Raw genomic sequence first — 25,250 nt, 5'->3', positions numbered from 1 at the left:
AACATGGGTGTAAAACTAAAAGACATAATTGAACCTAAAAAAATTGACTTTAAAGATTTGGAAGGCAGAGCGGTATCCATAGATGCCTTCAATACACTTTACCAATTTTTATCCACAATCAGACAAAGGGACGGAAGACCTCTGACTGATGAGAACGGAAACATCACTTCCCATTTAAGCGGAATACTATACAGAAACTCATCAATGATTGAAAAGGACATCAAGCCAATTTATGTCTTTGACGGCAAGTCATCAGAACTGAAAAGTGACACCCAAGCCAAAAGAAGAGAAATCCGTGACGAAGCAGAACAAATCTACAAGGAAGCGCTTGCAGAGGGAGATACTGAAAAGGCCCGCAAGTTTGCAATGAGATCCTCAAAGCTGTCTCCTGAAATTATCGAATCCTCCAAAAAGCTATTGACATTGATGGGAATACCATATGTTGAAGCCAAAGGGGAAGGTGAGGCCCAGGCCGCATATCTTGTAGCTAACGGAGATGCGTATGCTGTTGCTTCACAGGATTATGACTGTCTGCTGTTTGGAGCCAAAAGGGTTGTTAGAAACCTGGCAGTTAATTCAAATTTAGGAAATCTGGAATACTATGAGCTGAACAGGGTATTGAAAGAACTTAAAATCAGCCGTGAAGAACTTATCGATATGGGAATACTGATTGGAACAGACTTCTGTGAAGGCCTAAAAGGAGTGGGTGCAAAAACTGCGCTGAAATTAGCCCATAAAGGACAGCTCAAAGAAAAAATTGCAGAGCTTCAAAAGGAATCCACACACGATTTGGATGAAGTCAGACAGCTATTCTTAAACCATAACGTGAATACCGATTATAAAATCAAATGGGAAAAACCTAATCAGGATAAACTGATAGAATTCCTATGCTTTGAACATGGATTCTCACAGGAACGTGTGTCAAAGGCAGCGGATAAACTTAAAAATTTAAACTCATCACAGGGAAGTCTTGACGCCTGGTTTTAAAAATTAATTAATAAGGCGGGAAATCCTCGCCGAAAACTTTTTTTGCAAATTTAACTGCCAAATCTACCTGAGGCTTATAATACTTTAACATTGCAGTTTCGAAATAATCCCTTGAAGGTGATTTTAAAATAAGTTTCAGCAAATCTTCATAAGTCTCAATGGCTTTTGACTCATTAAAATCATATTTTTCAATTAGTTCGGGAGTCAGTTTTTCAAAACATGGAAATTCCAGGGTCTTGCAGACAGTATCTGTTGAAAAATAGGTCATTCTAATCAGCGGTGAAACTGATGATACAAGAACATGATTTCCAAGCTTTATCAATGGAGGAACACCTGTTTTTTCATATCTCTCCATGGAAGTTAACTTTTCATAATTCTTAAGGTTATAGCAGTGGAGTTCCGTATAGAAATCAGGTTCGAAATATTCTATCAGATTCAGTATCTTCTGGCCAATTTCAGATTCATAATACTCCTTTTTGATTGTGGAAATATATGGAGTCTTATCGAAATTGTAAAAATAAAACTGTCCGCTGGACAAATCATCCTCATTAATGTTTTCAATGAATTTTAAAGAGGTCAAACCTTCATTTCCATGGATTCCGCCAACGAATAGTTTGGTTGGTCCGTCACCATTGTCAATATATTTAAAATAAGACATAAAAAAAAGAAAAAAAATTGAAGGAATTATGTTCCTTCCTGCCAGTTAGCCATGTAAGCTTTTTGTTTGTCGGTTAAAGAGTCGATTTCAATTCCCATAGCATCGAGTTTCATACTTGCTACGGTGTAGTCGATTTCATCTGGTGCTTTGGTTACGCCTACAGGCAGGTCGTTTTCAAGGATGTGTTTTGCAGATAAAGCCTGTACTGCGAAACTCATGTCCATGATTTCTGCAGGGTGTCCCTGTCCACGTGCTGCTGAAAGGTTTACTAAACGTCCGTCAGCTAAAAGATAGATTTTTCTTCCGTCTTTAGTGGTGAACTCTTCAATACTTTCACGTACTTCTTTAACTTCAGTTGAAATTGCTTCAAGGTCTGGCCTGTTGATTTCTACATTGAAGTGTCCGGAGTTTGCAAGCATACATCCGTCTTTCATGTATTTGAAGTCATCTCCACAGATGATGTCAGCGTTACCGGTTACAGTGATAATTAAATCAGCCTGTTTTACAGCTTCTCTGATTGTCATTACTCTGTATCCGTCCATTCTAGCTTCAAGTGCTCTGATTGGATCTACTTCAGTTACAATAACGTCTGCTCCGAGACCTGCTGCTCTGAGTGCAAGTCCACGACCGCACCATCCGTATCCACATACTACAACGGTTTTTCCGGCAATGACCATGTTGGTTGTTCCCATGATTGCGTCGAAACTTGATTGTCCGGTTCCGTATCTGTTGTCAAAGAGATATTTAGTGTATGCGTCGTTTACTGCAATTACCGGGAATTTCAATGCGCCGTCAGCGTGCATTGCCTGAAGACGATGTACACCTGTTGTGGTTTCTTCACAAGCCCCTTTGATGTGGCTTAAAAGTTCAGTTCTTTCATTGTGAAGTACCATAATCATGTCTGCTCCGTCATCGATGATGATGTCAGGTTTGTGGTCGAGAACCATGTTGATGGTCTGGTAGTATTCTTCATCATCCTGTTCTCTCCATCCATAAACATTTAATCCTAAATCAGCTGCTCCTGCAACTGCATCATCGTGAGTGGACAATGGATTGCATCCGGTCATTGCGACTTCCGCACCACCGGCCATTAATGTTAAACCTAAATTGATTGTTTTAGGTTCTAAATGTAAACATGAACCAATAGTAATTCCTTTGAAAGGCTGGGTTTCTAAATATTCTGCTTTAATGGATTCCAAAACAGGCATGTGTTTTTGAACCCATTCGATTTTTCTTACACCTTCAGGTGCAAGTGACATATCTTTAACTTTGCTCATTTTAACATGTCTCCTAATAAACTAACTATTAATAATATATTTTTCATAAGTTTTAAAATTATCATTTTATAAAAAAAATTAAAAGATTACAACACGCTTATCTGATTGAACAAATCCTCATTGGAAGTGTATATAGTGATTAGCTTGTTATCCTTTACAAAACTGAATGAATATGCATCTGAAAGGTCATTGTAATAACCATCATAGCCCATCATGCTGCGGCGCTCTCCGCCGACTTCCTTTGCGACTTCATTTTGATCCACATGATAGGATGTCGTATACATCACGTCTATCTGGATATAGTCGCCGTAGTTGTCCCAGTATCCTGTGACGTATTGAAGGCCTGCAGTATTTTCACTGCTGCTTAAATCCTCATTGTAAACATAGTCTTCAGGAATTTCAAAGGAAAATGTATCGACCTGGACTTCCTGACTCCCGTAAGGAAGCATCATGGAAGCGGCGCCCAGTACAATTACGCCTATCACTGCAATAACAAGAACAATGATAATAGGAATCTTATGCCTGTCAAGCAGACTCTCCTTTTTTGGTTCCTTAAGCTTTGTACCGCAGTTTTTGCAGAAGTATTCATTTTCTACAAGCTCGTCACCGCAGTGAGGACAGTACCTTATGGAATTGTTTTGAACTTCCCTGCCGCAATCGGGGCAGAACCTTGTGGTTTCACCGACGTATGCCCCGCAGTTTTTACAGAACTTTTGCATTGAATCACATACTTTTCAGTTGATAATTCTAATTATTCAATCCGTAATATTTTAACTTTTAGTTTTTAAATATTTTTCAAAAAATGTAAAGTGGAGTAAAAATAGACCAAAAAAACAAAAACTTTAAATGTAATGATTAAAATAAATATATTTGTTAGATGCCGGGGTGGCTCAGCTGGTTAGAGCGCACGGCTCATAGGGTAATAAAGCGTGCTCTAGCTTATTCCTGGGATACCGTGAGATCGCGGGTTCGAATCCCGCCCCCGGCATCTTAAATCCCAGGAATTCCCATCTTAATTACTATTTTTTAAATAATTTTTCAAATCATAACAATTTTATAGTTTTCTTTCTAATATACCATATAGGGATTTGAAATGATATATAATAAACTTGGAAAAACCGGACTGAAGGTTTCAAGACTTGGTTTTGGAACAATGAGACTTCCAACAATCGGTTCCAATGACAATATCGACAAGACTGAAGCATCCAAAATGCTTGAATACGGAATTGAAAACGGAATAAATCTCATAGATACCGCTTATCCTTACCACAGCAAAACATTGGAAGGCAGCGGAAACAGTGAAACATTTGTTGGTGAATTTTTAGCTGAAAACAGCATGAGGGACGAAGTTTACCTTCAGACAAAATCTCCTTCATGGGCTATTGAAAAGGAAGAGGATTTCGAATATTATCTCGACGAACAGCTCAAAAAACTTCAGACTGATTATATTGACATTTATCTGCTCCATTCCCTGACAGTTCCGGACTGGTACAAGGTTAAGGATTTGAATGTCCTTGATTTTCTCGACGACTGCCTTTCATCCGGAAAAGTGGGCCATGTAGGGTTTTCATCACACATTGAAGTTGACTATGTAATTGAAATCATTGACGAATATCCGAAATGGGAAGTGGGGCTGACCCAGATGAACTACCTGGACGAATATTATCAGTCAGGAATCATGGGACTGAACTATCTCAAGGAAGTGAATATGGGAAGCATGATTATGGAGCCTTTAAGAGGTGGAAGACTCGTAAACAACATTCCGCCGGAAGTTAATGAACTGTGGCAGATGGCAGAAGTCAAAAGGACTCCTGTTGAATGGGCTCTTCAATACTTATGGAACAGGGATGATGTCGACTGCGTTTTAAGCGGAATGACAAGCCTTGATCAGGTGAAAGAGAATATTGAAATAGCTTCAAGAATTGATAAAATCAGCGATTACGACCAGGAAATAATCAGGGAGGTTGCAAGAACATACAGAGGATTTTTAGGAAACAGATGTACCAGATGCGGCTACTGTATGCCATGCCCTCATGGAGTGGACATCATCAACTGCCTGACCGAATACAATATCGCACACATGCTTAACGACCCTAAGGCCAGTGCAATGCAGTATTTCTCACTGATTGATGATGATTCAAGGGCGGACAGCTGCGTCAACTGTGAAGAATGTCTTCCGTTCTGTACCCAAATGCTGAATATACCTGAAGAGCTTCAGAAGGTATATGAATACTTCGGAAGTGAATTTGACCACTTTTAGGTGTAAAAAATGGAAAATGATGATAGATACTGGGAAATCCTTACACGCCAAATGCCCCTTTTAGACAAAGAAGAACAGGAAAAGTTCAGAAATGCAAAAATAACAGTAATCGGCTGCGGAGGAATCGGGGGCCAGACCATCGAAATGCTTGCAAGAATGGGAATAGGCAGCCTGGTTCTTGTAGATGAGGATACCTTTGACTGGACAAACCTCAACAGACAGACCCTTGCAACAGCAAATGACATAGGATTTGAAAAAAGCAAAGTTGCCAAACAGAAAGTTGAACAGATTAACCCCTACGTTAATGTGGAGTGCTTTACAGAGCATGTGGATGAAAGCAACATTGACAAGCTTATTCAGGATGCAAATATCGTCATCGATGCACTTGACAATGTCCTCACCAGAGTCATCGTTTCCAGAAAGGCAAGAGAAAACAGAATACCTTTTATCCATGGAGCGATTCACGGAACAATGGGTCAGATTACAGTCTTCCTGTCAAATACAAAAAGCTATGAGGAACTTTTCAACCTTCCTTCATTTGAAAGGGAACTGACAAGTGATGTCATTGACGAGCTTAAAGGCATTGCCAGCACAACACCGCCTGCAATCGGACCTACTCCAAATCTGATAGGGTGTCTTGAAGCCATAGAAGCCTTTAAAATAATTACAGGAATCGGAAAGGTAACAGTTGTGCCTAAAATATTGACATTTGATTTATTGGATTTTACCTCTTTTACAACAGAGGAACTGTAGATAAATCAAATTTTTAACTATTTTTTATATAAGATTGAACAGTATTCAATAAAATTAAAAAATCATAGAAATTTTTTATAAAAATTAATTTAATTTGGATATAACGGTTGATTATCCTTTTAACTAGCTTATTTTTTTTCAAAATCTTTATATAGTAATAAATTTAGATATAAAATTAATAGGAAGTATATTTCCGACTATTGAAAAAACTCAGTCTTATAAAATTCGGAGCTTGATTTAGATGAGTGATATTCCAGAAGAAAAAATAGAACTTATAAGAGAAAAAATGAAAGAGGATAATATCAAATTTATCCGTTTACAATTTGTTGATATTAATGGTACCGTTAAAAACATCGTAATTCCGTTCAATGGAGAAGATATGGCGGAATTATTTAACGAAGGAATGTTGTTTGACGGATCATCCATAGCAGGATTTGTAGGAGTAAACGACAGTGACCTAGTATTGAAACCTGATATTGACACTTACTCAAGACTTTCATGGAGACCTGAAGAATCCGCAACCTGCAGATTTATCTGTGACGTCTGGACAGCAGACAGAGAACCGTTTATAGGAGACCCAAGGGGAGTTCTTAAAAAATCCCTTGCACACATAGCAAAAATGGGCCTTCAGTACAACATCGGTCCTGAACCTGAATTTTTCATTGTGGACATTGATGAAAACGGATATCCTATGCCTTACGATGATGCAGGATACTTTGACGTTGAACCATTGGACAAAGGTCCGGACTTCAGAAGAGAACTAACCTTAAACCTGGAAGACTTGGACTTTGAAGTTGAGGCTTCACACCACGAAGTGGCACCGGGTCAAAACGAAATCGCATTCAAATTCAAAGACGCTTTAAAAACAGCAGATGCTGTAATTACATTCAAACAGGCTATCAAAGCTATCGTAGACAACATGGCTACATTTGACCAGATGGACTACAGAGTAACATTCATGCCTAAACCGTTTTTCGGAGTAAGCGGAAGTGGTATGCACTGCCACCAGTCAGTATTTAAAGGAGACAGAAACCTCTTTTCAGACCCTGACTCAGAAACAGGTCTGTCAAAAGATGCAATGTACTTCATGGGAGGATTACTCAAGCACGCTCCAGCTATTACAGCAATCACAAACCCTATCGTAAATTCATACAAACGTTTAGTTCCTGGTTATGAAGCTCCAGTATACAGGGCATACGGTCTTAGAAACAGGTCAGCATTAATCAGAGTGCCTGCAGCACGTGGTAAAGCTACACGTATTGAATACAGATCTCCTGACCCTGCATGTAACCCATATCTCGCATTTACAGTAATGCTTGAAGCAGGTATTGACGGAATCGTTAACAAAATCGATCCTGGAGACCCTGTTGAAGAAAACATTTATGTAATGACTGAAGAGGAAAGGGAAGCGAAAGGAATCAAACTGCTGCCAACCAGTTTATGGGAAGCTTACCACTCTTTAGAAGAAGACCCTCTGATACTCAATGCACTGGGACCTCACGTCAGCGAAAAATTCCTAGAGCTCAAATATCAGGAATGGGACGAATACCGTGTTCAAGTATTTGGATACGAACAAAGAAAATATTTAGATATCTAATTCTAAATATTCCTTTTTTATTTTTAACCGGAGCCGAAAATGTCAGATTCAGAACCCCGAATGATTGAAATTTTAAGGATATTGAGCCAGCAGGAAAAGCCAATCGGTTCAAAACTGATAGCAGATGAACTAAACGAAAAGGGCTTTAACCTGGGCGAACGTGCCGTTCGATACCACATGCAGATTTTGGATGAAAAGGGCTACACTGAAAGAAAGGGATATTCTGGAAGAGTCATTACCGAACTTGGCCGTGACAAGCTGGAAAAGGGACTGATATATGACCAGGTTGATTTCATCTATTCAAAATTTGAAGAAATGATATATTTAACTGACTTCAACTATATCACACAAAGAGGAAATGTTGTTGTCAACACATCAACCATTTATAATGAAGAATCAATCAATATACTTAAAAGTATTATTGAAAGTGGTCTTTCTGTTAGTCCTTACGTTAATATAAATGAAGATAAAAGTAAGGGCAAAATTGAAGTGACAACTTTATGCGGTACAACAATTGACGGGATACTTTTGAATGAAGGAATTCCTGCACAACCTCAATACGGAGGACTTCTCAGAATTGAGGACTACAAACCTATACGCTTTGAAGAGCTGATATCCTACAAGAAAACATCCCTTACACCGCTGGATGCATTTTCATCACCTAACAGGACCTCAGTTATGGATGTGGTAACTTCAGGTGACGGACTGATACCTGCAAACTTCAGACTTATACCTGGAATCGGCCGTGAAAAGACAATAGAAATAATCAAAAAGCTTGACAAGATTGGAATAGGCGGAATAATAGCCATAAGTGACGAGGGAAAAGACATACTTGGAATTACAGTACCTAAAGGAATGGTCGGAATATCAATCGTCGGAGGAATAACTCCGTTTCGTGCAATTCAGGAACAGGGTCAGGAAATTGACATAAAAATAGCGGAAGAAATCAGAGACTTCAATACATTGTCCCCAATCACATCAACAATCAAATACGGCTTAAAACCTGTTGAACATACTCCGCAACCGAAAATATCATTTTTACTCTCAAAATCATGGAACTTAATCCAGCAGGTTAATTTCGATATCGAAAAAAGAAAAGGAGACATCATATCAAATGTGTCCTATCTTAAAAAAGAAGATCTTGACAAAACACTTGGCATAATGGAAGAAACCTACAACAGCAATCCAAAATACATAAACCCATATTACAAGATTGTAAATCATCCGAGCGACGATAACATGGTTGGAATAGCTACAATATGCAGTTTGAGTATAGACGGACTGTTGATAAACAATGGAATTATGTCAAATCCGAAATATGGAGGATTGCTAGAACTTACAGAACCTCCACTATTCATAGAGCTGATTTCATACAACGGTTCCACTGTTGATCCCCATAAGATATTCATTGCAAAAAATATGACTTCAATCAGCGGAAATTTCGGTCCGAATAAGATATTGGCCAGTTTTAAAGAGATCCCCTATATCGCACGTGAATATGCAGTGGATTTACTGGACACATTAGATAAAATTGGTTTTTCAATCTATAAAATAGGCAAACCTAGAGAGGTTACCTACAATGCAAAGGCGGAAAACTATAATTTCGGTGTCGTTGCCGGAAGCGGTTTGAACTCAATTGCAGCAGTCAGAGAACGTGGTGTTGACATACATGTCAAAGCAATTGAGCAGCTGATGCCTTTTGAAAATATGGATAGACTGTAATATTATATTACAGTAACATCCACAGCTTCACCATCTTTCGGATAATGGATAAACTCGATTATATCCTCTTCGACCTCATAGACATCGATTTCAACTGTGGCACCAAGTTCACTTTCATCAAGAGACACTAACATTTTAAATCCAGGTTTGCCGAAATATTCGGAAAAATCAACGTTTAAGACTTCTCCTTCTGCAAAAATTCTATCGTAAGCTATTTCGATCCTATCATGCATTTTTACATTTTCTTTTAAATATTTTACAGCTTCTTGTGTGGTTAATTCTATTTCTTTCATGACAATCCACCCCTTACATAATATTATAAATCTCATCATATAAAAGTTTGTTTGTATGATATCGAACAAAAAAAATTTTCAATGAAAAATAAAATATGAAAAATAAATAAAAAAAGAGAATTATAATACTTCTATTATAATTTCATCGCCATCGTGAATATGACGGATTTCTAATAAATCGTCGGCAATTTCATGCAAGTCAACTTCAACTGCCTGATTTAAAATTTCACCGGTTAACTGTAAACCGACTCTGAGACCTTCTCCAGTCACTTCATCTTCTTCAGTAAGACCTAAAACTTCTCCTGGAGCAAAAATACGATTATAGGAAATTTCAAAAACATCTCCAACATATACTTTATTCCTAACGTATTCTACAACCTCATCAAAAGTCATTTCTACTTCTTTTACCATATTATCAGCCCAAAATTATTTTAAAAAAAAAAGAAAAGAGAAAGGAATTATAAATTCCTGTATTCTCTGATTGAAGTATATTCGTCGTCAATTTCTCCGTATTCAGCTAATTTTTCTTTGTTAGCTTCAGCGTCTAAGTAAAGGTTACCTTTACCGTTAAGACCAATATCTCCAGTGTAGTGAATATATTTTCCTTTGAAAGTGGTTCCTTCTACTTCAGGATCTACGACAACACCGTCGAGAACGAATCCTTCGAGTAATCTACCGAGGAATCCGTGGATGACAATGTTACCGTTTTTCATTTGACCACCCGGCCAACGGTTTACGTCACCGTCAATTTCGATAAGACCTTTGGTCATGTGAATACCAGCTAAGATATCACAGTTACCTTTAACGTGAATTCTTCCACCAGTTAAACATTCACCACATTGTTTACCAGCGTTACCGCCAACAACAATTTGTCCTCCGGTCATACCTCTCCATTCACCGATGTAAGAAGCACCAGTAAATTCTTTGGTATTTCCTTCGATTTCAAGGTATCCACCAGACATTTCTCTTCCAGCGTGAGCAGCTGCGTCACCTTTAACGAGAATAGATCCACCGGACATTTCTGCACCTACGTGTAAATCTACACTACTGTTACAGACAATGTTTCCAGCGCTCATTTTACAACCGATGTATTTTACTCTGTTTAAGTCACCGTTTAAAATCATTTCAACTTCTTCAGGCCCGTTAGCTTCTCCTTCTACAGTGATGTCGAAGAAGTCAGTGATTGGGAATCTGGAATTTCCAATAGGAACTTGATATTTAGCGAAATCTGCTTCGGTCCATGAGTAAATTTCATCAGGAATTAATTCATCAAATTCTAATGCGATTGATGAAGTTTTGATTTGATCAAATGTAATTGTTTTCAAATTAAACACCCCTATTTACCGTCAACGTCTACTCTAATTGGGTTTGATACATAGTGGTCGTGTACTGGATAGTTTTCCCATTTAACTGAGTAGTATTGGGTGAAGAACGGCATAATGTTGTCGATAACTTTTTGCTCGTTTTGTTCCCATCCTTTTACGTTAACCCAAATGTTTTGACTTTCTTTAACTTTTACAATTTCTTTATCTTTTACTAATATTTGACCATCTTTAATAGTGTAGTCAGCTACGTTGAAACCTTTTTCGATTTCATCAGCTTGTTTGGATGGGTCAATGTCATTAGGATTTATGTCGTATACTGCAATGTCTGCTCTGTAACCAGGGGTGAGTGCACCTCTGTCAGTGAATCCGTAGATTTTAGCTGGAGCAGCTCTTGTAATAGTTGCAATATCGTAGAAATCGTATTCTCTTTCAAGAGTAGGGAGAAGAGTTCTTTTGTGTACCCATTTGTGAACTTCATTGTCACACATGTCTTGTCTTTTCTCATTACTCATTAACCAGGAAATGATTCTAGGATATCTGGTAAATGGACCTGCGTTAGGGTGGTCAGTGGTTAAACATACTCTCCATGGATCTTCGATTAACAAGAATAATTCAAGACCGATAGCCCATTGTAAGGTACTAACAGGACTTTTCTTGGAGTAGATACATGGGATGATACCTGCTGCAGTTTCACATTCAATATCCTTGTTGGTCCATTTAAGACCGGATAATTTGAATAAGTCGTATTCCATAGGAGCGTCTGCAGTCATGGTAGTGGTTTCATCGAAAGTTACTTGACCAATATCACAGGTTAAGTTGTCAGCTTTGTTGAAGTGTTTAGCGACTTCTTCAGCACCGGAAGTTACATCTTTCCAACTGTTTCCTAAGTAGGAGTGGAATTGTAAGTGAGTTAAGTGCATAACTTGATCCCTAATTTCAGCTGCGCCTTTACCTTTTTTGATTCCTTTAACAGCATCCATGGTTTCGATAGTGGTTGGTACGTTACCAGGGTGTCCTAAGTCGTTAGGGTGAATGTGGATAGAGTGAGGTAAGTTTAACATTTCGTTAGCTTTTGCAAGTGCAACGATAACTTCTTTGGAAGTTACGTCAAAGTAAGGAGCTTTGTCGTTTACACCGTGTACGTTCATACCCCATCCCCATGCTTCACTTCCACATGGGTTTACGATTTTGATACCGTAACCTTTTGAGATTTTTAACCATGCAGATACAAATGCTGCAATGTCTTCAATATTATTATCTTTAGCGTATTCCATTACGAACCAGTTGTTACCGAATAATGGTAAAGCTGGGATGTCTAATTGTGGAATAGTTGCAATTTCTTCGTGAGTGTGTTTTGCTTCAAGAGGAGGCATAGCTGCTTCTACAACAGTACCGTAACCTAATCTTGAGTATCTGTAACCGGTTGCAGGACAACTTGGAATGGAGAAACCAGATTCTGATCTTAAAACTTTAGTTTTTTGAGTAACACCTCTTCTGGAATCTTCAGGCCTGTATAATCTTCCTACTACTAATTTAGGACCTGCAACGTGTGCGTGAGGGTCAACACCTGCTGGCATGACTATTTTATCGGTAACATCTAAGACTTTAGCGTCGGAGGAAACGTTATCTACAATAATACCATCTTTGAACATTACGTCCATCTTTTCCCCGTTTACTTCATTAGCAGGGTCGTAGACAATACCGTTTTTAAGAATATATTCCATTATATCACCTTTATAGTGCGTTTGGATTTGGCACATATTTTGGAGCTACGTTTGGCTCTTCTCTGAGTTTCATTACTCTTTCTTTCAATTCACGGACAATCCATTCGTCGTCACGACAGGTTTCTGGTTTGTCGATAGCTTTTTTCATGTAGATAGGAACTCCATCCATACGGTAACTGGTACCAGCACATTCTACACCAATGAATGAACCTGGTAATACTACGTCAGCGAGTTCGGTAGATGGGCCCCAGTGAATATCGATTTGAATAACAGGAATGTTAGCTAAGTGTTGGTTTGCTCCGTTAGGGAAGTGAGCACCTGGGTCAGCTGCAATAACCATGAAACAATCTGGTTCTTTTCTGGTTAATAAATCGATAGTGTTGGTTTCTCCTAACATATATCTTGGGTAACCTCTACAGTAGTCAACACCGAAAGCGAATCCACATTCGAATGCCATGAAAATGTTGAAACCGTTTACGTTAAAGTGACCTCTCATTGGAGTAAGTCCCCATTTACTGTATTTGTTTAAGTCTTGTACCATCTTAATAGCGATATCAATGTTTCTTTGTTTTGATAAAGTGTGGGTTAAACCTAAACCGAAGAAGAGAACACCGAATTCTGCGTTTTTCATTTCTTCTGCTAATTCGTAAATGTCTTCTTTAGGAATTCCAGAAATTACGTCTTGGTATAATTCTTTTCCTCTGAGTACAGCTCTAATAGCGTTGTAGAAACCGTAGTCTCCGTTTTGTTCGAATCCAATCCATTTGTCAGAACATTTTGCGGTATCTGAGAATTTTGGATCCATGGTGATAACAGTTCTGTCGAATCTTCCTCTTTGTCTGAAGTATCCACGACAGAATACAGCGTATCTTGCCATATGTCTTGGGTGAGAGTTCATAGCGTTACTTCCAGAGTAAGCAATAACGTCTGCTCTGTTTTGAACTTCTCCTAAAGTTTGAATAGGGTATCCTGCGTTTTGTACAGCTTGGAGAGAAGGACCGTGACAGATAGTAGCTTGGTTATCTAATACTGCACCAATGTATTCACCTAATGCTACTCCTTCTTTCATACATTCGGTAGAAGTTTCAGACCATCCGTAGAATACAGGTCTGATGGAATTAGCAATGTATTCTGCAGCTTTGTCTAAAGCGGTATCCCAATCTACTTCCATAAGTTCTCCGTTTTCATCCCTAATCATTGGAACAAGTAATCTTTGATCCATATCTTCCATAATTTTACTTGCTCCTAATCTGCATGCGTGTCTTACAGCAACTACGTGATTATCTTTTACTAAGTAATCTAAATCGTCACAGTTACAACCACAGAATGCACAGGTACAATTTTCAACAATGTAATCATAATCAGTTACAGGTGGTTCATAAGTCATGGTCAATCAACTCCTCCCATTTACGTCCGTGATAAACAGGTAATTCACCTAAAGATTCCATGTTTTCAACAACATCGTCATCTTCTTCATCAACGTATTTTTTGTATACCCATCTCATTAAGTCAGCCATGAGTAATACTTTTCTGTCGGTTTTTTCGACAGTACATTTGATTCCTTTGTAGGTAGGGTCAGAACAGCAGTAAGTATCGTGACTTACGATAGTGTTAGCCCATGGTCCTTTACAAATGAATACAGTTCCTTCGTGAGGTGCGTCTCTTGATACTGCACAGTTTACTACTACTTCACCGAAATCAGTTTTTACAAGTACAGTATCCCAGTTGTTTACACCTAATTTTGCCATATCTCTAGGATCCATGTAACAAGTACCTGAAGCGTTTTTGTATTCTTCTTTTAAAGTGGATCCTCTTTTTTTACAAGCACCTTGGTAGATGTCAGATCCGGTGTTTAACATACATTTAAGTACGTCAGTTGTTCCTTCACCAGTAATTTTTACATCTGGTACTACAGGTTTTTCTAAATAAGTATTAGCATAATGCATATAATAATCCCCCTATTCTAACCATATAGCATTTACTGGACAAAACATTTGACATGTTCCACATTCTTCACATTTTTCAGGACTGAAAAGTTTGATAAATCCGTTTTCTACCATCATAATAACTTCTTCAGTCTTTGCACCATTACCACCAGCATTTTCTGGACTGATAGCTGCATTTACAGGACAAGCAATAACACAAATCCCGCATCCTAAACAATTATCTTGATTAACTTTAAGTTCCATCTAATCACCTAGTCTTTAATTGCGTCTAAAGCTTCTTTCCAAGTAGTTGAGCTAATAGGTGTGTGGTCAATTTCAGTTCTTTTTACAGTAATTGCACCGTTAGGACATGCGTTAGCACATGCTTTACATTTTACACAGTAATCATTGTAAGCAATTACATGTTCCATTCTAGAACCAGGACCTGAGGATACTGGAAATGCTAATGCGTTACATCCACAAATATCTACACAAGCTCCACAAGCTTGACATTTGTCGTCATCAATTTCAATAGAACCTTGGAATGGTTTTTTATGTTTTGCTGCGTCAGTTGGACATACGCCTTCACACCAACCGCAGAATACACAAAGATCAGAATCAATAACTGAATTTCCTTTTACAACTGCATTGGAAGGATCTAAGTCATATTCACCGTAGTTACATGCTCTACAAATTGCTTTAATAGCGTTGGTAGGACAAGCTTTTTTACATACGAGACAGTATACACATTTGTCTTTATCAATAACAATGGATTCTTTTCCTGTTTCTTGATCTACAACAATTGCTTCTGCAGGACATAATTCTTGACATACTCCACAGTAAATACATTCTTCATCATTTACGTTAATTTCACCAGTTACTAAGTCAGCACGGTTTGGTAAAACTCTTTCAATGACAATTGCATCACGAGGACATGCAGTTTCACATCTTTTACAGTAAATACATTCATCATCATCGATTTCTGAGAAAGCGTTGTAATGAGGATATGCTTCAATTTCTTTGATAGGTACGCCATCGATAGTTAATACTAAGGCATCAACTGGACATAATCCACTGCACATACCACATAATACACATTTACTTTCGTCAATGCTTATTCTTTGAACATCGAAATCTTCTTTGAAGTTTTGAGCAATCTTTTCGTGACCACTGAAGTAAACGTCATTGAATACTCTGTGACGTGCGTCGACAGCGATTGCGTTTAAGGTAATCGCTTCAACAGGACAAGTGGATTCACAAATTCCACAACCTAAACAGGTGTGGTCATTGAAAGACAAGTTTCTAACTTCTTCAGCAGATCTTGTGATGTCAAAGTTGTTGTCTTTAACCTCTTTTAAATTTCTAATCATATTCAATCTCCAAAATTTTTATAGAATTCGTTGGGCAATCTTCGCTACACAGCTGACAACCACAACATTGCATGGAGTCTGCATGCGCTTGCAATGATTCTAATTTAATAGCTTTCATTGTACATGCATTTACACATAAACCGCAACCAATACAAGAATCTTCTATAATTACTTCGAAATCTCTTTCTCTGCAAATACTCACAATTTTACGACTCTGTTCTGGTTCCTCAAATATTGCCTCCGCCATTTTCAGGAAATCTGGAGGGCACAGCTCGATGATTGTTCTTGCAACGTCAATTGAGTTCCAAGACAGGTTTCTACCATTCAGATAGTGAGATATGGTAGATCTATCAACGCCTAACTCATCGGCAATTGCCTGATGACTTTTACCCTCATCTTTCAACTTGACCGCAGCCAAATATTTAAGACCAGATGCAATATGTTTCGGCATTTAAAATCACCAATGTGTAATGATAACACATATGTTTTCTTATATAAATATAGTTGCCTACTAGATTTAAGTCGAAAGACTTAAATATTACTGTGGGATAACTACACAAAAATTTTTTCAAAAATTAATATAAAAAGAGTATTAAGCAAACAGAATCAGTAAACCTTATTTATTTTTAACAGATATAATTTTTAAAGTGTAGAAGAATAATTAGGTAAATATGTTTTGAGAAATCTTTAAATTTTTAAAAAAAATCGTTGTGAAAATAATATCAATCGATGTAAAAAGTATTACAAAAACAGTGAAAAATGACCTAAATTTTTAGGTTAACCTAAAATGTGTAGTAACTACACATGAACTCATGTAGAAATTTTTAATTAATACGAATAATATATTATTATAAGGGGAGTAAAAATGAAAATAGTATCTATTGTCGGGAAGAAAAATACAGGAAAGACATCGCTAACTGTTAAAGTTATCGAAGAGCTAACCAAAAGAGGATACAACGTAGCCTCAATCAAGCATTCACACCATTCAATAGAAATGGACAAAGAAAATACAGACACCTGGAAACATAAACAGGCCGGAGCCAATCTGGTTGTAGGTGTTGGGTCAACAACTTTTTTTAATGCAAGAAAAGAACACGACTTAAACAGGATATTATACCTGCTAAAACACTTTGACGATTTTGACTTTGTAATCATTGAAGGATACAAAAGTTACAACTACCCTAAAATCATAACTTCACCTAACGTAAGGGATGAATACACAATAAAAGAGGTTGACTCTTTTACCATAGATGATAAGGGAGTCAGCGAACTTGCAGATTTAATAGAACAGAGAGGTCATGACATAGTTGACACATTATTTGCAAATAACTGTGGATTCAACAATGGAGAAGTCATTGCAAGTGAAATAAGAAATGGAAATTTAAGTGTAGACGATTTGGATAATGTAAAAAGCTATTTATCAATAGACGGTAAAGTTGTAGGTCTTAACAGATTTGTCAGCGATTACATAAAACAAAGTCTTGTCGGAGTCATAAACACCTTGAATCTTGAAGAGTATGACGTTTCCGAAATCGGCAAAATAGAAGTCGTAATCCCCAATGAAAATACCCCAAAAAACCCGATAGATGCTGAATGCACAATTTTAATCAATGATGAAAATCTTGAAATCAACGCATTTACCAGAAACATTGTATCAAATTCCATAAAGGGAATGATCAATGCCATCAAAACTGAAGATAATGTCAAACTGATTGATATTGAAATAAAAGACATCACGGGCAAAAAACTGGAAAATGCACACATCAGCCTTAAGACCAACGGCCATGACGTTGAAATCAACGAATTTACACAGGGCATTTTAAAGGAAACAATATTTGCAGTTGTCAGTTCACTTAAAATTGACAGTGAAATCAACAAGATAAACGTTACAGTGGGAGAATGATAATATGCTTGAAGATTATGTTACAGACAGATATGAAAGACCCATTGTTTCACTGAGAATCACATTAACAAACAGGTGCAATGTAAACTGCCTGTACTGTCATCATGACGGAATGGTCAAATCCAAGGATGAAATGACAGCTGATGAACTGTATACCATCTGTAAAATAGCTAAAAAACTTGGCGTTAAGAAAATCAGACTTTCAGGCGGAGAACCGTTGCTTAAAAAGGACATTGTAGAGATAGTTCAAAAAATAGCCAGTCTTGATTTCAAGGACATTTCAATGACCACAAACGGCATTCTTATGGAAAAATATGCACAGGACCTTAAGGATGCAGGCCTTGACAGAGTTAATGTAAGCCTGGACACCCTTAACAGGGAAACTTTTGAATTCATTACCAAAAAGGATTATCTTGAAGATGCCAAAAAAGGAATTCTCAAAGCAGTTGAAGTTGGAATGTATCCTGTTAAAATAAACATGGTCATAATGAAGGACATCAATCAGAATGAAATCGATGATATGTTTGAATTCTGTAAAGAGCATGACATTGTCCTCCAGCTTATTGAACTGATTGAAAGTGAGAACTGTGACGATGACAAATTCAGTGCCGACTATCACTATAAGCTTGATGACATCGAAAAAGAGCTGGCCGATATAGCTGATGAGGTTCATGAACGTAAATTTATGCAGGGACGTAAAAAATATTACATAGACGGTGGAGAAATCGAGGTAGTTAAACCAGTGGATAATGCTACATTCTGTGCAAACTGCTCCAGATTAAGGATAACACCTGACGGTAAAATCAAACCTTGCCTGCTTAGAAATGACAATCTTGTCGAGCTGATTTCATATGTCAGAAATGGTGCAAGCGAGGAAGAACTGGAAGAGATATTCTTAAAAGGAATTAACAACCGTGAACCGTTTAATTCCTAATTTTTTTTAAAAAAGAACGCTTTTTAAAGCCAAATATTATTTTTTATATAACTGAAATATAACATTGTTAATTTAACATCTCAAAAAAAAGAAAAAATGGGAAATAAGGACGAATCCTTATAACCATTTAGCTTTGGATACGTGGTCAGTGAATGGAAGTGGATCATCACTACCCATACCTGGGATGTATCCGTAGATTTCTCTAACTTTGTTGTTTACAGTACTCCATACTTTAGCTACAGGAATTTCACATGGACATACTTCGGAACATTGACCACAGTTAGTACATGCGTCAACCATGTGCACCATACGTGTTAAGTGGAAGAATGGAGCAGCAGGAGTGTATCCACCAGGTACCCATTCAGGACCTTCAGCTTCGAGACAGCAGTCTTCACAGAAACATAATGGACATGCTTCACGACAACCGTAACATTTCATACATTTAGAGAATTCATCTTCGTATTGGTAGAATACATCGATGATGTCTCCGGTAGTTCCTGCGTAATCGATTTCTTTTTTAGCTTGGGATTCTTTTAACATGAAGTTGTTAATGTTTTCTCTGATTTTGATACCTTTTGCGATTGGTTCTTCGGTAGCAATTAAACCTGCGTCAATTACTTTACCTAAAACGTCAGCACCAGTTTCAGTGAATACTTCAACAAAAGTAGCTTTTCCAGCTAAAGGACCGATAACTCCCCAGTTACCTAAAGCTAAGTCAGCGTTGGAAGGTATTTTGAGATTACATCTTTGACAGTTTTCTCTTCTACCCATTCCTTGTTCTTCTAATTCATCGATTTTGAAAGCTTTTTCGCCGTCAGCAGTTTCCATGATGAGTTTACCTTTAGCGATTTCTTCTTTGATAACATCTTTAGGATCTAAATCGTATACATCTCTAATCATGTTCATGGTTGGAACAGGTGACATAGTTCCACCACAGTTAACACCGATCATAATGACGTTTTCTTCGATGATTTTTCCTTTTTTCATTAATTCTCTGATGGTCATTGCATCACATGGTTTACATGCGACTGCTAATTTCATGTATCTTGCACCATCTAAGTATTTGGATACAAATTTAGCAATGTTTAAAGTACCACAGTGAATGGATCCTGCAGTTTTAATAACGTCAGCAGGGTCAGTTATAAGAGTTGGTACACCATCATAAATATCGTGACCTTGGGTTACTCCAACAACACCGTCAACGATACCTTCTTCTAATAAGTATTTCATGATAGTAGTTACTACTCCACCGTACTCTCCTTTTTCTTTGATATCCTCGATAGCAGAGTATGCGTAGTACATATCGTTAATTTTTGCGCTCATTTAAATCTACTCCCTATTTATTTACCTACTTTTACGGTGGTAGTTGCCATGTTTTCAGCTTTAATTTCAGTGTCAGTACCATCTTTGTAGACTTCTCCTTTCATTTCAACAACATCTGGGAGTTTTTCTACTTGGATAGCACAAGCTTTTAATTCAACCATTTTGGATTTAGGGTCGAAAGAATCGGAGTTAGTTAATACATTTGCTGCACATTCTACGAAGTGCATTGGAATGTTTACAATACCTTCTTTGATGTCGTCAGTTACACGAGCAGGAATTGCGATTTCTCCTCTTCTAGAGAATGCTCTTACAACTTCACCGTTGAGGATTCCTCTTGCTTCAGCATCTTTAGTGTTGATTTCGATGAATCCAGTTTTTACCTCATTGTTTAAGGTTTCACATCTTCTGGTCATTGCTGCGTGGTAGTGGAACAATATCCTTGTAGTAGTTAATAATAATGGGTATTCTTCATCTACGGTTTCAACAGGTCCTTTGTGTTCTAATGCTTGGAAGACACCTAAACCATCTGGGTGTGCGAATTTTACTTTGTGCATTAATGGTTGACATGGGTCGTCTTCGGAAGGACAAGGCCAGTGAAGTGCTTCTGGAGTGTCTAATCTTTCACGGTTCATACCTGCCATGATAGGAGCACATTCTCTGATTTCATCAAAGATTTCTTCAGCAGATTCGTAGTGGAATAATTCTCTAGGAACGCCCATTCTAACAGCGATTTCTTCCATGATTTTCCAGTCTACCCATGCACCTTCAGGAGGTTCTTGTGCTTTGTGTAAGCATTGTACTCTTCTTTCACCACTGGTGAAGGTACCTTCTTGTTCACCCCAACCTGCTGCAGGTAATACAACGTCAGCACATTGTGCGGTATCGGTTAAGAAACATTCTTGAACAACTAACATTTCTAAGTTAGCGAGTGCTTCTTTGGTGTGTTGTACGTCTGCATCAGAGAGAACTGGGTCTTCCCCGTGGATGTATAATACTTTTAAGTCACCAGCGTGAGCAGCGTTCATCATTTCTACTAATGTTAAACCTGGAGTGGTTGGTAAGTTTACTTCGTAACCGTATCCACTGTAGTAGTCATTGAACCATGCAGTAGTTTCTGGGTCTTTAACTTTTCTGTAACCTACGTAATCGGAAGGTAATGCACCCATATCACAAGCACCTTGTACGTTGTTTTGTCCTCTTAATGGGTTTACACCAGTACCTTCTCTACCAATGTTACCGGTTAACATTGCAAGGTTTGCAGTGGACATAACGTTGTCAGCACCGTGGGAGTGTTCGGTAATACCTAATGAGTATACGATAGCTGCTTTGTCAGCAGATGCGTAATCAATAGCTAAGTGTTCGATTACTTCAGGTTTGATACCAGTAATTTCAGAAGCCATATCTAAAGTGTATTTTTGTACGGTTTCTTTCATTTCTTCGAAACCTTTGGTTCTGTAGTGGATGAATTCTTCATCTTGTAAGCCTCTGTCAATGATTACTTTAATCATTGCGTTCATTAAAGCTACGTCAGTACCGGTTTCGAATTGTACGTATTCATCTGCAATTTTAGCAGTAGGAGTGAATCTTGGGTCTAATACAACTAATTTAGCACCGTTTTGTTTTGCTTGGATTAATTTACGTCCGAACAATGGGTGTGCTTCCATGTTGTTGGAACCGATACAGAAGATGTAGTCTGCTTCTTTGATACTGTCGAATCCGTTGGTCATAGCACCTGATCCGAAAGTGTTAGCTAAACCTGCTACAGTAGGACCGTGACAGATACGTGCACAGTGGTCTACGTTTTGGGTACCACAAGCTACTCTTGCTAATTTCTGAGTAATGTAGATGTTTTCGTTAGGAGAACGAGCACATGCATAGAATCCAACTTTGTTTGGATCTTCGTCGGATACTTCTTTGAGTTTGTTAGCAACTAAGTCTAATGCTTCATCCCAAGAAGCTTCTCTGAATTCACCATTTTCTTTTATTAAAGGAGTAGTTAATCTGTCTTCCCTATTAATAAACTGATATCCAAAGTTACCTTTTGGACATACTTTACCCTCATTTACAGGGTGTCTTTTTAAAGGTTCTACACCAACAATTTTTCCGTCTTTTACAACGAAATTGAGTCCGCAACCTGTACCACAGTATGGACAAATTGTTGGAACATATTTAATTTCAACCATTTTATAATCTCCAAAATATATTTTTAATTTAATGAATATAAGAAAAAGAAGCTTTTAAAAAAGCTTCTTTAGTTTTTTTGTTTCTATCTTACTTATTCTTTAAGATAAGTGTACCAGTAGATACATGCAACGAAAATTGCACCACCGATAATGTTACCGATTGTTACTGGAATTAAGTTGTTTACGATGATAGTACTCCAAGTTACGCCTTTAGCACCTAAGAACATACCTAATGGTATGAAGAACATGTTTGCAACACTGTGCTCAAATCCAATGGTAACGAAAGCCATAATTGGGAACCAAATACCAACGATTTTACCGATGATATCATCAGATGCATTAGCTAACCATACAGCTAAACATACAAGCCAGTTACAACCAATAGCCTTAATCATCGCTACTGTAAATGGCATTGTGACTTTACCTTCAGCTACAGCAATTGCTTTTGCTGAAATAGCGTATGCTGGTGCGGTTGCGTCAGTAGGGGTAATTCCGCCCATGAAAGCGAGAACGTAAGCTACGAATAAAGCACCTACAAAGTTGAAAATCCAACTTACAACCCAGTTTTTAGCGAGACCGCCAACAGATGCGGAACCGTCTAAAACACCTAAAGTCATGAACATTACGTTTCCGGTGAATAGTTCAGATCCTGCGAGAACTACAATGATCAAACCAACAGGGAACACTGCACCGAATACAAATTTTTCTAAACCAATTGGAGCGCCTGCTTTTAACATACCTGCGCTTGCAACAACTGCTAATAAACCACCGAATGCAATATATGCTCCTGCTAAGAAGGAGAGTAAAATTACATTTACGAGGCCAGCAGAATTTTTAGATCCAGCAGTAGCAGAAATTGCTTTTGCTGTTTCTACTGGACTTTTAAAAGATGAACTCATATTATCAACCTCTTATTCCCTTTTTTTAAATTTAAAAAATAATACTATGGAATCCCATATTAAGATTAATACAAAGTATTATGATAATATGTTAGTCTTTTATATATAAAAAGGCTTTGTTATATGAAGCTAAAAGAAATATTTAAATAGGAGAATCGAGTTATATATAATTGTAATAATTAATCATTATAAATAACTTATCATATCGACAATCACTATTTTTTTAAAAAATAAACATTTAACAAGATTTTTTAACGCTAATATAGATATTATTCATAGCACACTATTAAAATAAACCATTTAAATCATTTTTTAACTTAAATAATAATAAATGCAAATTTTTGCAAAAATACTAATATAACTACTTTTCATATCACTCCTTTATATATATCGTAACAATTTCGTTGGTAAAAATCATTTCAAAAAATAAAATAAATAAAAAATTTTAGTTAACCTAAAAATATGATTAAATAAGATTATTTAAAGAAAAACAAAATATAATCGAAAGAAATTGAAATAACAACACAAGACATTATTGTTTTACATTTAGTTCGAAATATATAAAATTAATTTTATTCGTTATAACGAATATAATCATGTCATGAAAAACATGAAAAAACATCCCAAAAAACAGGCAAAATTCGGTGAAATGGAATTAGATTTCACAACAAAGATATAAAAAATAAAATTAAAAAAATAAGTATTAGAGGAGTAAATATGAAAGTTGAAAAGATTGATGCAATAAATTACAATAACGGAAAAGCAAATGATGTTGAAGAAAAAGTAGTTCTTGACGAAACCATCACATTAACAATCAACAAAGAAATAAGCCGTAGCCTATCTGCAATAGAAGATTCACTTAAAGAGTTTGCAGTGGGATACCTTTTCAACGAGAATATGGTGAAATCACTGGATGACATCAAAAGCATAGACATTGACGGAAATCAGATCAATGTCGAAATCGACGACACCCTCCTTAAAACAAATGAAACCGTGCTGTGTTCAGATTCCGCAGGAGGATGGAGAAGCAAAATCAAACATGTCAATCCAGTCGAATCCGATTTCCAGGTCCATGTAAGTGAATTACTGGACAGAATCGAAGAGCTGAAAAACAATGCCGAAATCTGGCAGGCCACAGGCGGAACACATGTTGCAGGAATCGTTCACAATGGCCAGTTTGTAGTAAAAGAAGACGTCAGCCGCCATGTTGCAGTTGACAAAGTAATCGGATACGGTCTGCTCAACGGTTTTGACCTTTCACAGTCATATGTAATCTACAGCGGAAGAATGCCTGCAGACATGGTCATAAAAATGACAAGGGCAGGTGTACCGATATTGGCTTCAAATGCGGCACCCGCTAATTCAGGATATAATATTGCAAAAAAAGGAAACATTACATTAGTTGGATTTTTAAGAGGCCAACGCTGTAACGTTTATAATAATAAAAATAGAGTAATTTTTGACTAAATTACTCTAAAACAGCATGTCTATTTTTCAAATCACTTTCTGTCTGTTGCATTTTTTCCATTAACTCAGAAACAATAGCATCCAAAAATACCAGAGTAGTCAATTCGAAAGCAGTTCCAAGAGGAGTCAGTGAAGTATAATTACCATGAATTTGACGTTTCATATAGTTTTCATCATCCACTTCCTGTTTAGTTCTTCCTTTAACGAAAATGTATCCGTCAGCCAGTTGACCGAGACTGGATTCAGGATAAGAAGTAACGGCAAGTACCTTAGCACCTCTGGACTTAGCGATTTTTGCAGCGGAAACAATAGTATTAGTTTCTCCGGAACCGGAAATGGCTATAATACAGTCATCTTCATAGATAGCCGGAGAGATAGTTTCACCGACAACATATGCACTTATCCCCAAATGCATTAACCTCATAGCAAATGCTTTGGCAGCAAGACCAGACCTTCCCGCACCAGTCACAAAAACATTTTTTGAGGCAATGACTATATCTTCAAACTGTTCTATGATATCCTCTTCCAGATAATCCACTGCATTTACAATATTGTCCAATATTGCATTGATTGAATCTTTCATTATTTCCATATTTATCTACCTAAAAATTAAAACAATATAATTTATATTATGCATCAAACTTTATATA

General features: G+C 37.3%; 24 protein-coding genes and 1 tRNA gene. 9 read left to right on the top strand and 16 right to left on the bottom strand.

The genetic code is table 11. The annotated features are described in order from the left end of the window. Positions 1 to 3: 3 nt before the first annotated feature. Complete coding sequence (fen, locus tag E7Z81_RS01410; protein WP_292743173.1) at positions 4 to 987, top strand: flap endonuclease-1; 984 nt, start codon at positions 4 to 6, stop codon at positions 985 to 987. A 7-nt stretch (positions 988 to 994) separates the two neighbouring features. Here fen and E7Z81_RS01405 read toward each other — a convergent pair whose 3' ends face one another. From E7Z81_RS01405 to E7Z81_RS01395, 3 genes are all read right to left on the bottom strand, one after another. After that, positions 995 to 1,645 carry a DUF2119 domain-containing protein gene (locus E7Z81_RS01405; protein ID WP_292743171.1) on the bottom strand — a complete coding sequence of 217 codons (651 nt, stop codon included), beginning with the start codon at positions 1,643 to 1,645 and terminating at the stop codon, positions 995 to 997. A gap of 26 nt (positions 1,646 to 1,671) precedes the next feature. After that, positions 1,672 to 2,922 (bottom strand): adenosylhomocysteinase, encoded by a 1,251-nt coding sequence (gene ahcY / locus E7Z81_RS01400; RefSeq protein ID WP_292743169.1) that lies wholly within the window; start codon positions 2,920 to 2,922, stop codon positions 1,672 to 1,674. An 86-nt stretch (positions 2,923 to 3,008) separates the two neighbouring features. Next, on the bottom strand, positions 3,009 to 3,641 hold the full coding sequence (locus tag E7Z81_RS01395; protein ID WP_292743167.1) for a zinc ribbon domain-containing protein: 633 nt from the start codon (positions 3,639 to 3,641) through the stop codon (positions 3,009 to 3,011). A 160-nt stretch (positions 3,642 to 3,801) separates the two neighbouring features. Here E7Z81_RS01395 and E7Z81_RS01390 point away from each other — a divergent pair. The 5 genes from E7Z81_RS01390 to E7Z81_RS01370 all read left to right on the top strand — a co-directional run bounded on the left by E7Z81_RS01390 (position 3,802) and on the right by E7Z81_RS01370 (position 9,254). Beyond that, positions 3,802 to 3,910 (top strand) — tRNA-Met (locus E7Z81_RS01390). A 105-nt stretch (positions 3,911 to 4,015) separates the two neighbouring features. Next, positions 4,016 to 5,182, top strand: a complete 1,167-nt coding sequence (locus E7Z81_RS01385) for an aldo/keto reductase (protein WP_292743165.1) — start codon at positions 4,016 to 4,018, stop codon at positions 5,180 to 5,182. Positions 5,183 to 5,191: 9 nt separating this feature from the next. After that, positions 5,192 to 5,935, top strand: coding sequence for a HesA/MoeB/ThiF family protein (locus tag E7Z81_RS01380; protein WP_292743163.1), 744 nt, complete (start codon positions 5,192 to 5,194; stop codon positions 5,933 to 5,935). 241 nt (positions 5,936 to 6,176) lie between these two features. Beyond that, complete coding sequence (gene glnA / locus E7Z81_RS01375) at positions 6,177 to 7,532, top strand: type I glutamate--ammonia ligase (protein WP_292743161.1); 1,356 nt, start codon at positions 6,177 to 6,179, stop codon at positions 7,530 to 7,532. Between the two features lie 39 nt (positions 7,533 to 7,571). Further along, entirely contained in the window at positions 7,572 to 9,254 is a 1,683-nt protein-coding gene (locus tag E7Z81_RS01370) for a DUF128 domain-containing protein (protein ID WP_292743159.1), read from the top strand. A 2-nt stretch (positions 9,255 to 9,256) separates the two neighbouring features. On the opposite strand, the gene E7Z81_RS01365 is transcribed toward E7Z81_RS01370, so the two are convergent. The 9 genes from E7Z81_RS01365 to E7Z81_RS01325 form a co-directional block, all read right to left on the bottom strand. Next, a complete protein-coding gene (locus E7Z81_RS01365) occupies positions 9,257 to 9,547 on the bottom strand; it encodes a DUF2097 domain-containing protein (RefSeq protein ID WP_292743157.1) in 291 nt (96 codons plus the stop codon). Positions 9,548 to 9,667: 120 nt separating this feature from the next. Further along, the gene (locus E7Z81_RS01360; RefSeq protein ID WP_292743155.1) at positions 9,668 to 9,958 is read right to left on the bottom strand and encodes a DUF2097 domain-containing protein; all 291 of its coding nucleotides are present in this window, start codon (positions 9,956 to 9,958) and stop codon (positions 9,668 to 9,670) included. Positions 9,959 to 10,005: 47 nt separating this feature from the next. Next, positions 10,006 to 10,881, bottom strand: a complete 876-nt coding sequence (locus E7Z81_RS01355; RefSeq protein WP_292743153.1) for a formylmethanofuran dehydrogenase subunit C — start codon at positions 10,879 to 10,881, stop codon at positions 10,006 to 10,008. A 2-nt stretch (positions 10,882 to 10,883) separates the two neighbouring features. Further along, entirely contained in the window at positions 10,884 to 12,599 is a 1,716-nt protein-coding gene (locus E7Z81_RS01350) for a formylmethanofuran dehydrogenase subunit A (protein WP_292743285.1), read from the bottom strand. Positions 12,600 to 12,606: 7 nt separating this feature from the next. Continuing rightward, positions 12,607 to 13,983 carry a formylmethanofuran dehydrogenase subunit B gene (locus tag E7Z81_RS01345; protein WP_292743151.1) on the bottom strand — a complete coding sequence of 459 codons (1,377 nt, stop codon included), beginning with the start codon at positions 13,981 to 13,983 and terminating at the stop codon, positions 12,607 to 12,609. Next, a complete protein-coding gene (locus E7Z81_RS01340) occupies positions 13,973 to 14,542 on the bottom strand; it encodes a molybdopterin dinucleotide binding domain-containing protein (protein ID WP_292741092.1) in 570 nt (189 codons plus the stop codon). Before E7Z81_RS01340 ends, E7Z81_RS01345 begins: the two co-directional genes overlap by 11 nt. Before the next feature lie 12 nt (positions 14,543 to 14,554). Then, positions 14,555 to 14,785 (bottom strand): ferredoxin family protein, encoded by a 231-nt coding sequence (locus E7Z81_RS01335; protein ID WP_292743149.1) that lies wholly within the window; start codon positions 14,783 to 14,785, stop codon positions 14,555 to 14,557. An 8-nt stretch (positions 14,786 to 14,793) separates the two neighbouring features. Further along, positions 14,794 to 15,891 carry a tungsten-dependent formylmethanofuran dehydrogenase subunit FwdF gene (gene fwdF / locus E7Z81_RS01330; RefSeq protein WP_292743147.1) on the bottom strand — a complete coding sequence of 366 codons (1,098 nt, stop codon included), beginning with the start codon at positions 15,889 to 15,891 and terminating at the stop codon, positions 14,794 to 14,796. Further along, the gene (locus E7Z81_RS01325) at positions 15,884 to 16,342 is read right to left on the bottom strand and encodes a 4Fe-4S binding protein (RefSeq protein WP_292743145.1); all 459 of its coding nucleotides are present in this window, start codon (positions 16,340 to 16,342) and stop codon (positions 15,884 to 15,886) included. Before E7Z81_RS01325 ends, fwdF begins: the two co-directional genes overlap by 8 nt. A 414-nt stretch (positions 16,343 to 16,756) precedes the next feature. On the opposite strand from E7Z81_RS01325, the gene mobB reads away from it, so the two are divergent. Both mobB and moaA read left to right on the top strand, forming a co-directional pair. Continuing rightward, on the top strand, positions 16,757 to 17,794 hold the full coding sequence (mobB, locus tag E7Z81_RS01320) for a molybdopterin-guanine dinucleotide biosynthesis protein B (RefSeq protein WP_292743144.1): 1,038 nt from the start codon (positions 16,757 to 16,759) through the stop codon (positions 17,792 to 17,794). Between the two features lie 4 nt (positions 17,795 to 17,798). After that, a complete protein-coding gene (gene moaA / locus E7Z81_RS01315; protein WP_292743142.1) occupies positions 17,799 to 18,728 on the top strand; it encodes a GTP 3',8-cyclase MoaA in 930 nt (309 codons plus the stop codon). 117 nt (positions 18,729 to 18,845) lie between these two features. Here moaA and E7Z81_RS01310 read toward each other — a convergent pair whose 3' ends face one another. From E7Z81_RS01310 to E7Z81_RS01300, 3 genes are all read right to left on the bottom strand, one after another. Next, positions 18,846 to 20,051, bottom strand: a complete 1,206-nt coding sequence (locus E7Z81_RS01310) for a Coenzyme F420 hydrogenase/dehydrogenase, beta subunit C-terminal domain (protein WP_292743139.1) — start codon at positions 20,049 to 20,051, stop codon at positions 18,846 to 18,848. A gap of 17 nt (positions 20,052 to 20,068) precedes the next feature. Next, a complete protein-coding gene (gene fdhF / locus E7Z81_RS01305; protein ID WP_292743137.1) occupies positions 20,069 to 22,234 on the bottom strand; it encodes a formate dehydrogenase subunit alpha in 2,166 nt (721 codons plus the stop codon). A 92-nt stretch (positions 22,235 to 22,326) separates the two neighbouring features. After that, positions 22,327 to 23,133: a formate/nitrite transporter family protein gene (locus tag E7Z81_RS01300; RefSeq protein ID WP_292743135.1), complete on the bottom strand. Its 807-nt coding sequence runs from the start codon at positions 23,131 to 23,133 to the stop codon at positions 22,327 to 22,329. 717 nt (positions 23,134 to 23,850) lie between these two features. On the opposite strand from E7Z81_RS01300, the gene fdhD reads away from it, so the two are divergent. Next, positions 23,851 to 24,600: a formate dehydrogenase accessory sulfurtransferase FdhD gene (gene fdhD, locus E7Z81_RS01295; RefSeq protein ID WP_292743133.1), complete on the top strand. Its 750-nt coding sequence runs from the start codon at positions 23,851 to 23,853 to the stop codon at positions 24,598 to 24,600. 1 nt (position 24,601) lies between these two features. On the opposite strand, the gene hxlB is transcribed toward fdhD, so the two are convergent. Further along, positions 24,602 to 25,192, bottom strand: coding sequence for a 6-phospho-3-hexuloisomerase (gene hxlB / locus E7Z81_RS01290; protein ID WP_292743131.1), 591 nt, complete (start codon positions 25,190 to 25,192; stop codon positions 24,602 to 24,604). Positions 25,193 to 25,250: the final 58 nt, after the last annotated feature.

The organism is Methanobrevibacter sp. (assembly GCF_015062935.1).
Taxonomy (GTDB): Archaea; Methanobacteriota; Methanobacteria; order Methanobacteriales; family Methanobacteriaceae; genus Methanocatella.
The sequence above is the reverse complement of the archived record's forward strand: the minus strand, read 5'-3'. Positions and strand labels throughout refer to the sequence as shown.

Excerpts from the sequence above, each read along its gene's own strand:
- E7Z81_RS01325 (WP_292743145.1), bottom strand. The coding sequence starts at position 16,342 with ATGCCGAAACATATTGCATCTGGTCTTAAATATTTGGCTGCGGTCAAG.
- E7Z81_RS01300 (WP_292743135.1), bottom strand. The coding sequence starts at position 23,133 with ATGAGTTCATCTTTTAAAAGTCCAGTAGAAACAGCAAAAGCAATTTCT.
- mobB (WP_292743144.1), top strand. The coding sequence starts at position 16,757 with ATGAAAATAGTATCTATTGTCGGGAAGAAAAATACAGGAAAGACATCG.
- E7Z81_RS01405 (WP_292743171.1), bottom strand. The coding sequence starts at position 1,645 with ATGTCTTATTTTAAATATATTGACAATGGTGACGGACCAACCAAACTA.
- ahcY (WP_292743169.1), bottom strand. The coding sequence starts at position 2,922 with ATGAGCAAAGTTAAAGATATGTCACTTGCACCTGAAGGTGTAAGAAAA.
- E7Z81_RS01370 (WP_292743159.1), top strand. The coding sequence starts at position 7,572 with ATGTCAGATTCAGAACCCCGAATGATTGAAATTTTAAGGATATTGAGC.
- moaA (WP_292743142.1), top strand. The coding sequence starts at position 17,799 with ATGCTTGAAGATTATGTTACAGACAGATATGAAAGACCCATTGTTTCA.
- hxlB (WP_292743131.1), bottom strand. The coding sequence starts at position 25,192 with ATGGAAATAATGAAAGATTCAATCAATGCAATATTGGACAATATTGTA.
- E7Z81_RS01310 (WP_292743139.1), bottom strand. The coding sequence starts at position 20,051 with ATGAGCGCAAAAATTAACGATATGTACTACGCATACTCTGCTATCGAG.
- fen (WP_292743173.1), top strand. The coding sequence starts at position 4 with ATGGGTGTAAAACTAAAAGACATAATTGAACCTAAAAAAATTGACTTT.
- fdhF (WP_292743137.1), bottom strand. The coding sequence starts at position 22,234 with ATGGTTGAAATTAAATATGTTCCAACAATTTGTCCATACTGTGGTACA.
- fwdF (WP_292743147.1), bottom strand. The coding sequence starts at position 15,891 with ATGATTAGAAATTTAAAAGAGGTTAAAGACAACAACTTTGACATCACA.
- E7Z81_RS01360 (WP_292743155.1), bottom strand. The coding sequence starts at position 9,958 with ATGGTAAAAGAAGTAGAAATGACTTTTGATGAGGTTGTAGAATACGTT.
- E7Z81_RS01395 (WP_292743167.1), bottom strand. The coding sequence starts at position 3,641 with ATGCAAAAGTTCTGTAAAAACTGCGGGGCATACGTCGGTGAAACCACA.
- E7Z81_RS01365 (WP_292743157.1), bottom strand. The coding sequence starts at position 9,547 with ATGAAAGAAATAGAATTAACCACACAAGAAGCTGTAAAATATTTAAAA.
- glnA (WP_292743161.1), top strand. The coding sequence starts at position 6,177 with ATGAGTGATATTCCAGAAGAAAAAATAGAACTTATAAGAGAAAAAATG.
- E7Z81_RS01345 (WP_292743151.1), bottom strand. The coding sequence starts at position 13,983 with ATGACTTATGAACCACCTGTAACTGATTATGATTACATTGTTGAAAAT.
- E7Z81_RS01335 (WP_292743149.1), bottom strand. The coding sequence starts at position 14,785 with ATGGAACTTAAAGTTAATCAAGATAATTGTTTAGGATGCGGGATTTGT.
- fdhD (WP_292743133.1), top strand. The coding sequence starts at position 23,851 with ATGAAAGTTGAAAAGATTGATGCAATAAATTACAATAACGGAAAAGCA.
- E7Z81_RS01340 (WP_292741092.1), bottom strand. The coding sequence starts at position 14,542 with ATGCATTATGCTAATACTTATTTAGAAAAACCTGTAGTACCAGATGTA.
- E7Z81_RS01380 (WP_292743163.1), top strand. The coding sequence starts at position 5,192 with ATGGAAAATGATGATAGATACTGGGAAATCCTTACACGCCAAATGCCC.
- E7Z81_RS01385 (WP_292743165.1), top strand. The coding sequence starts at position 4,016 with ATGATATATAATAAACTTGGAAAAACCGGACTGAAGGTTTCAAGACTT.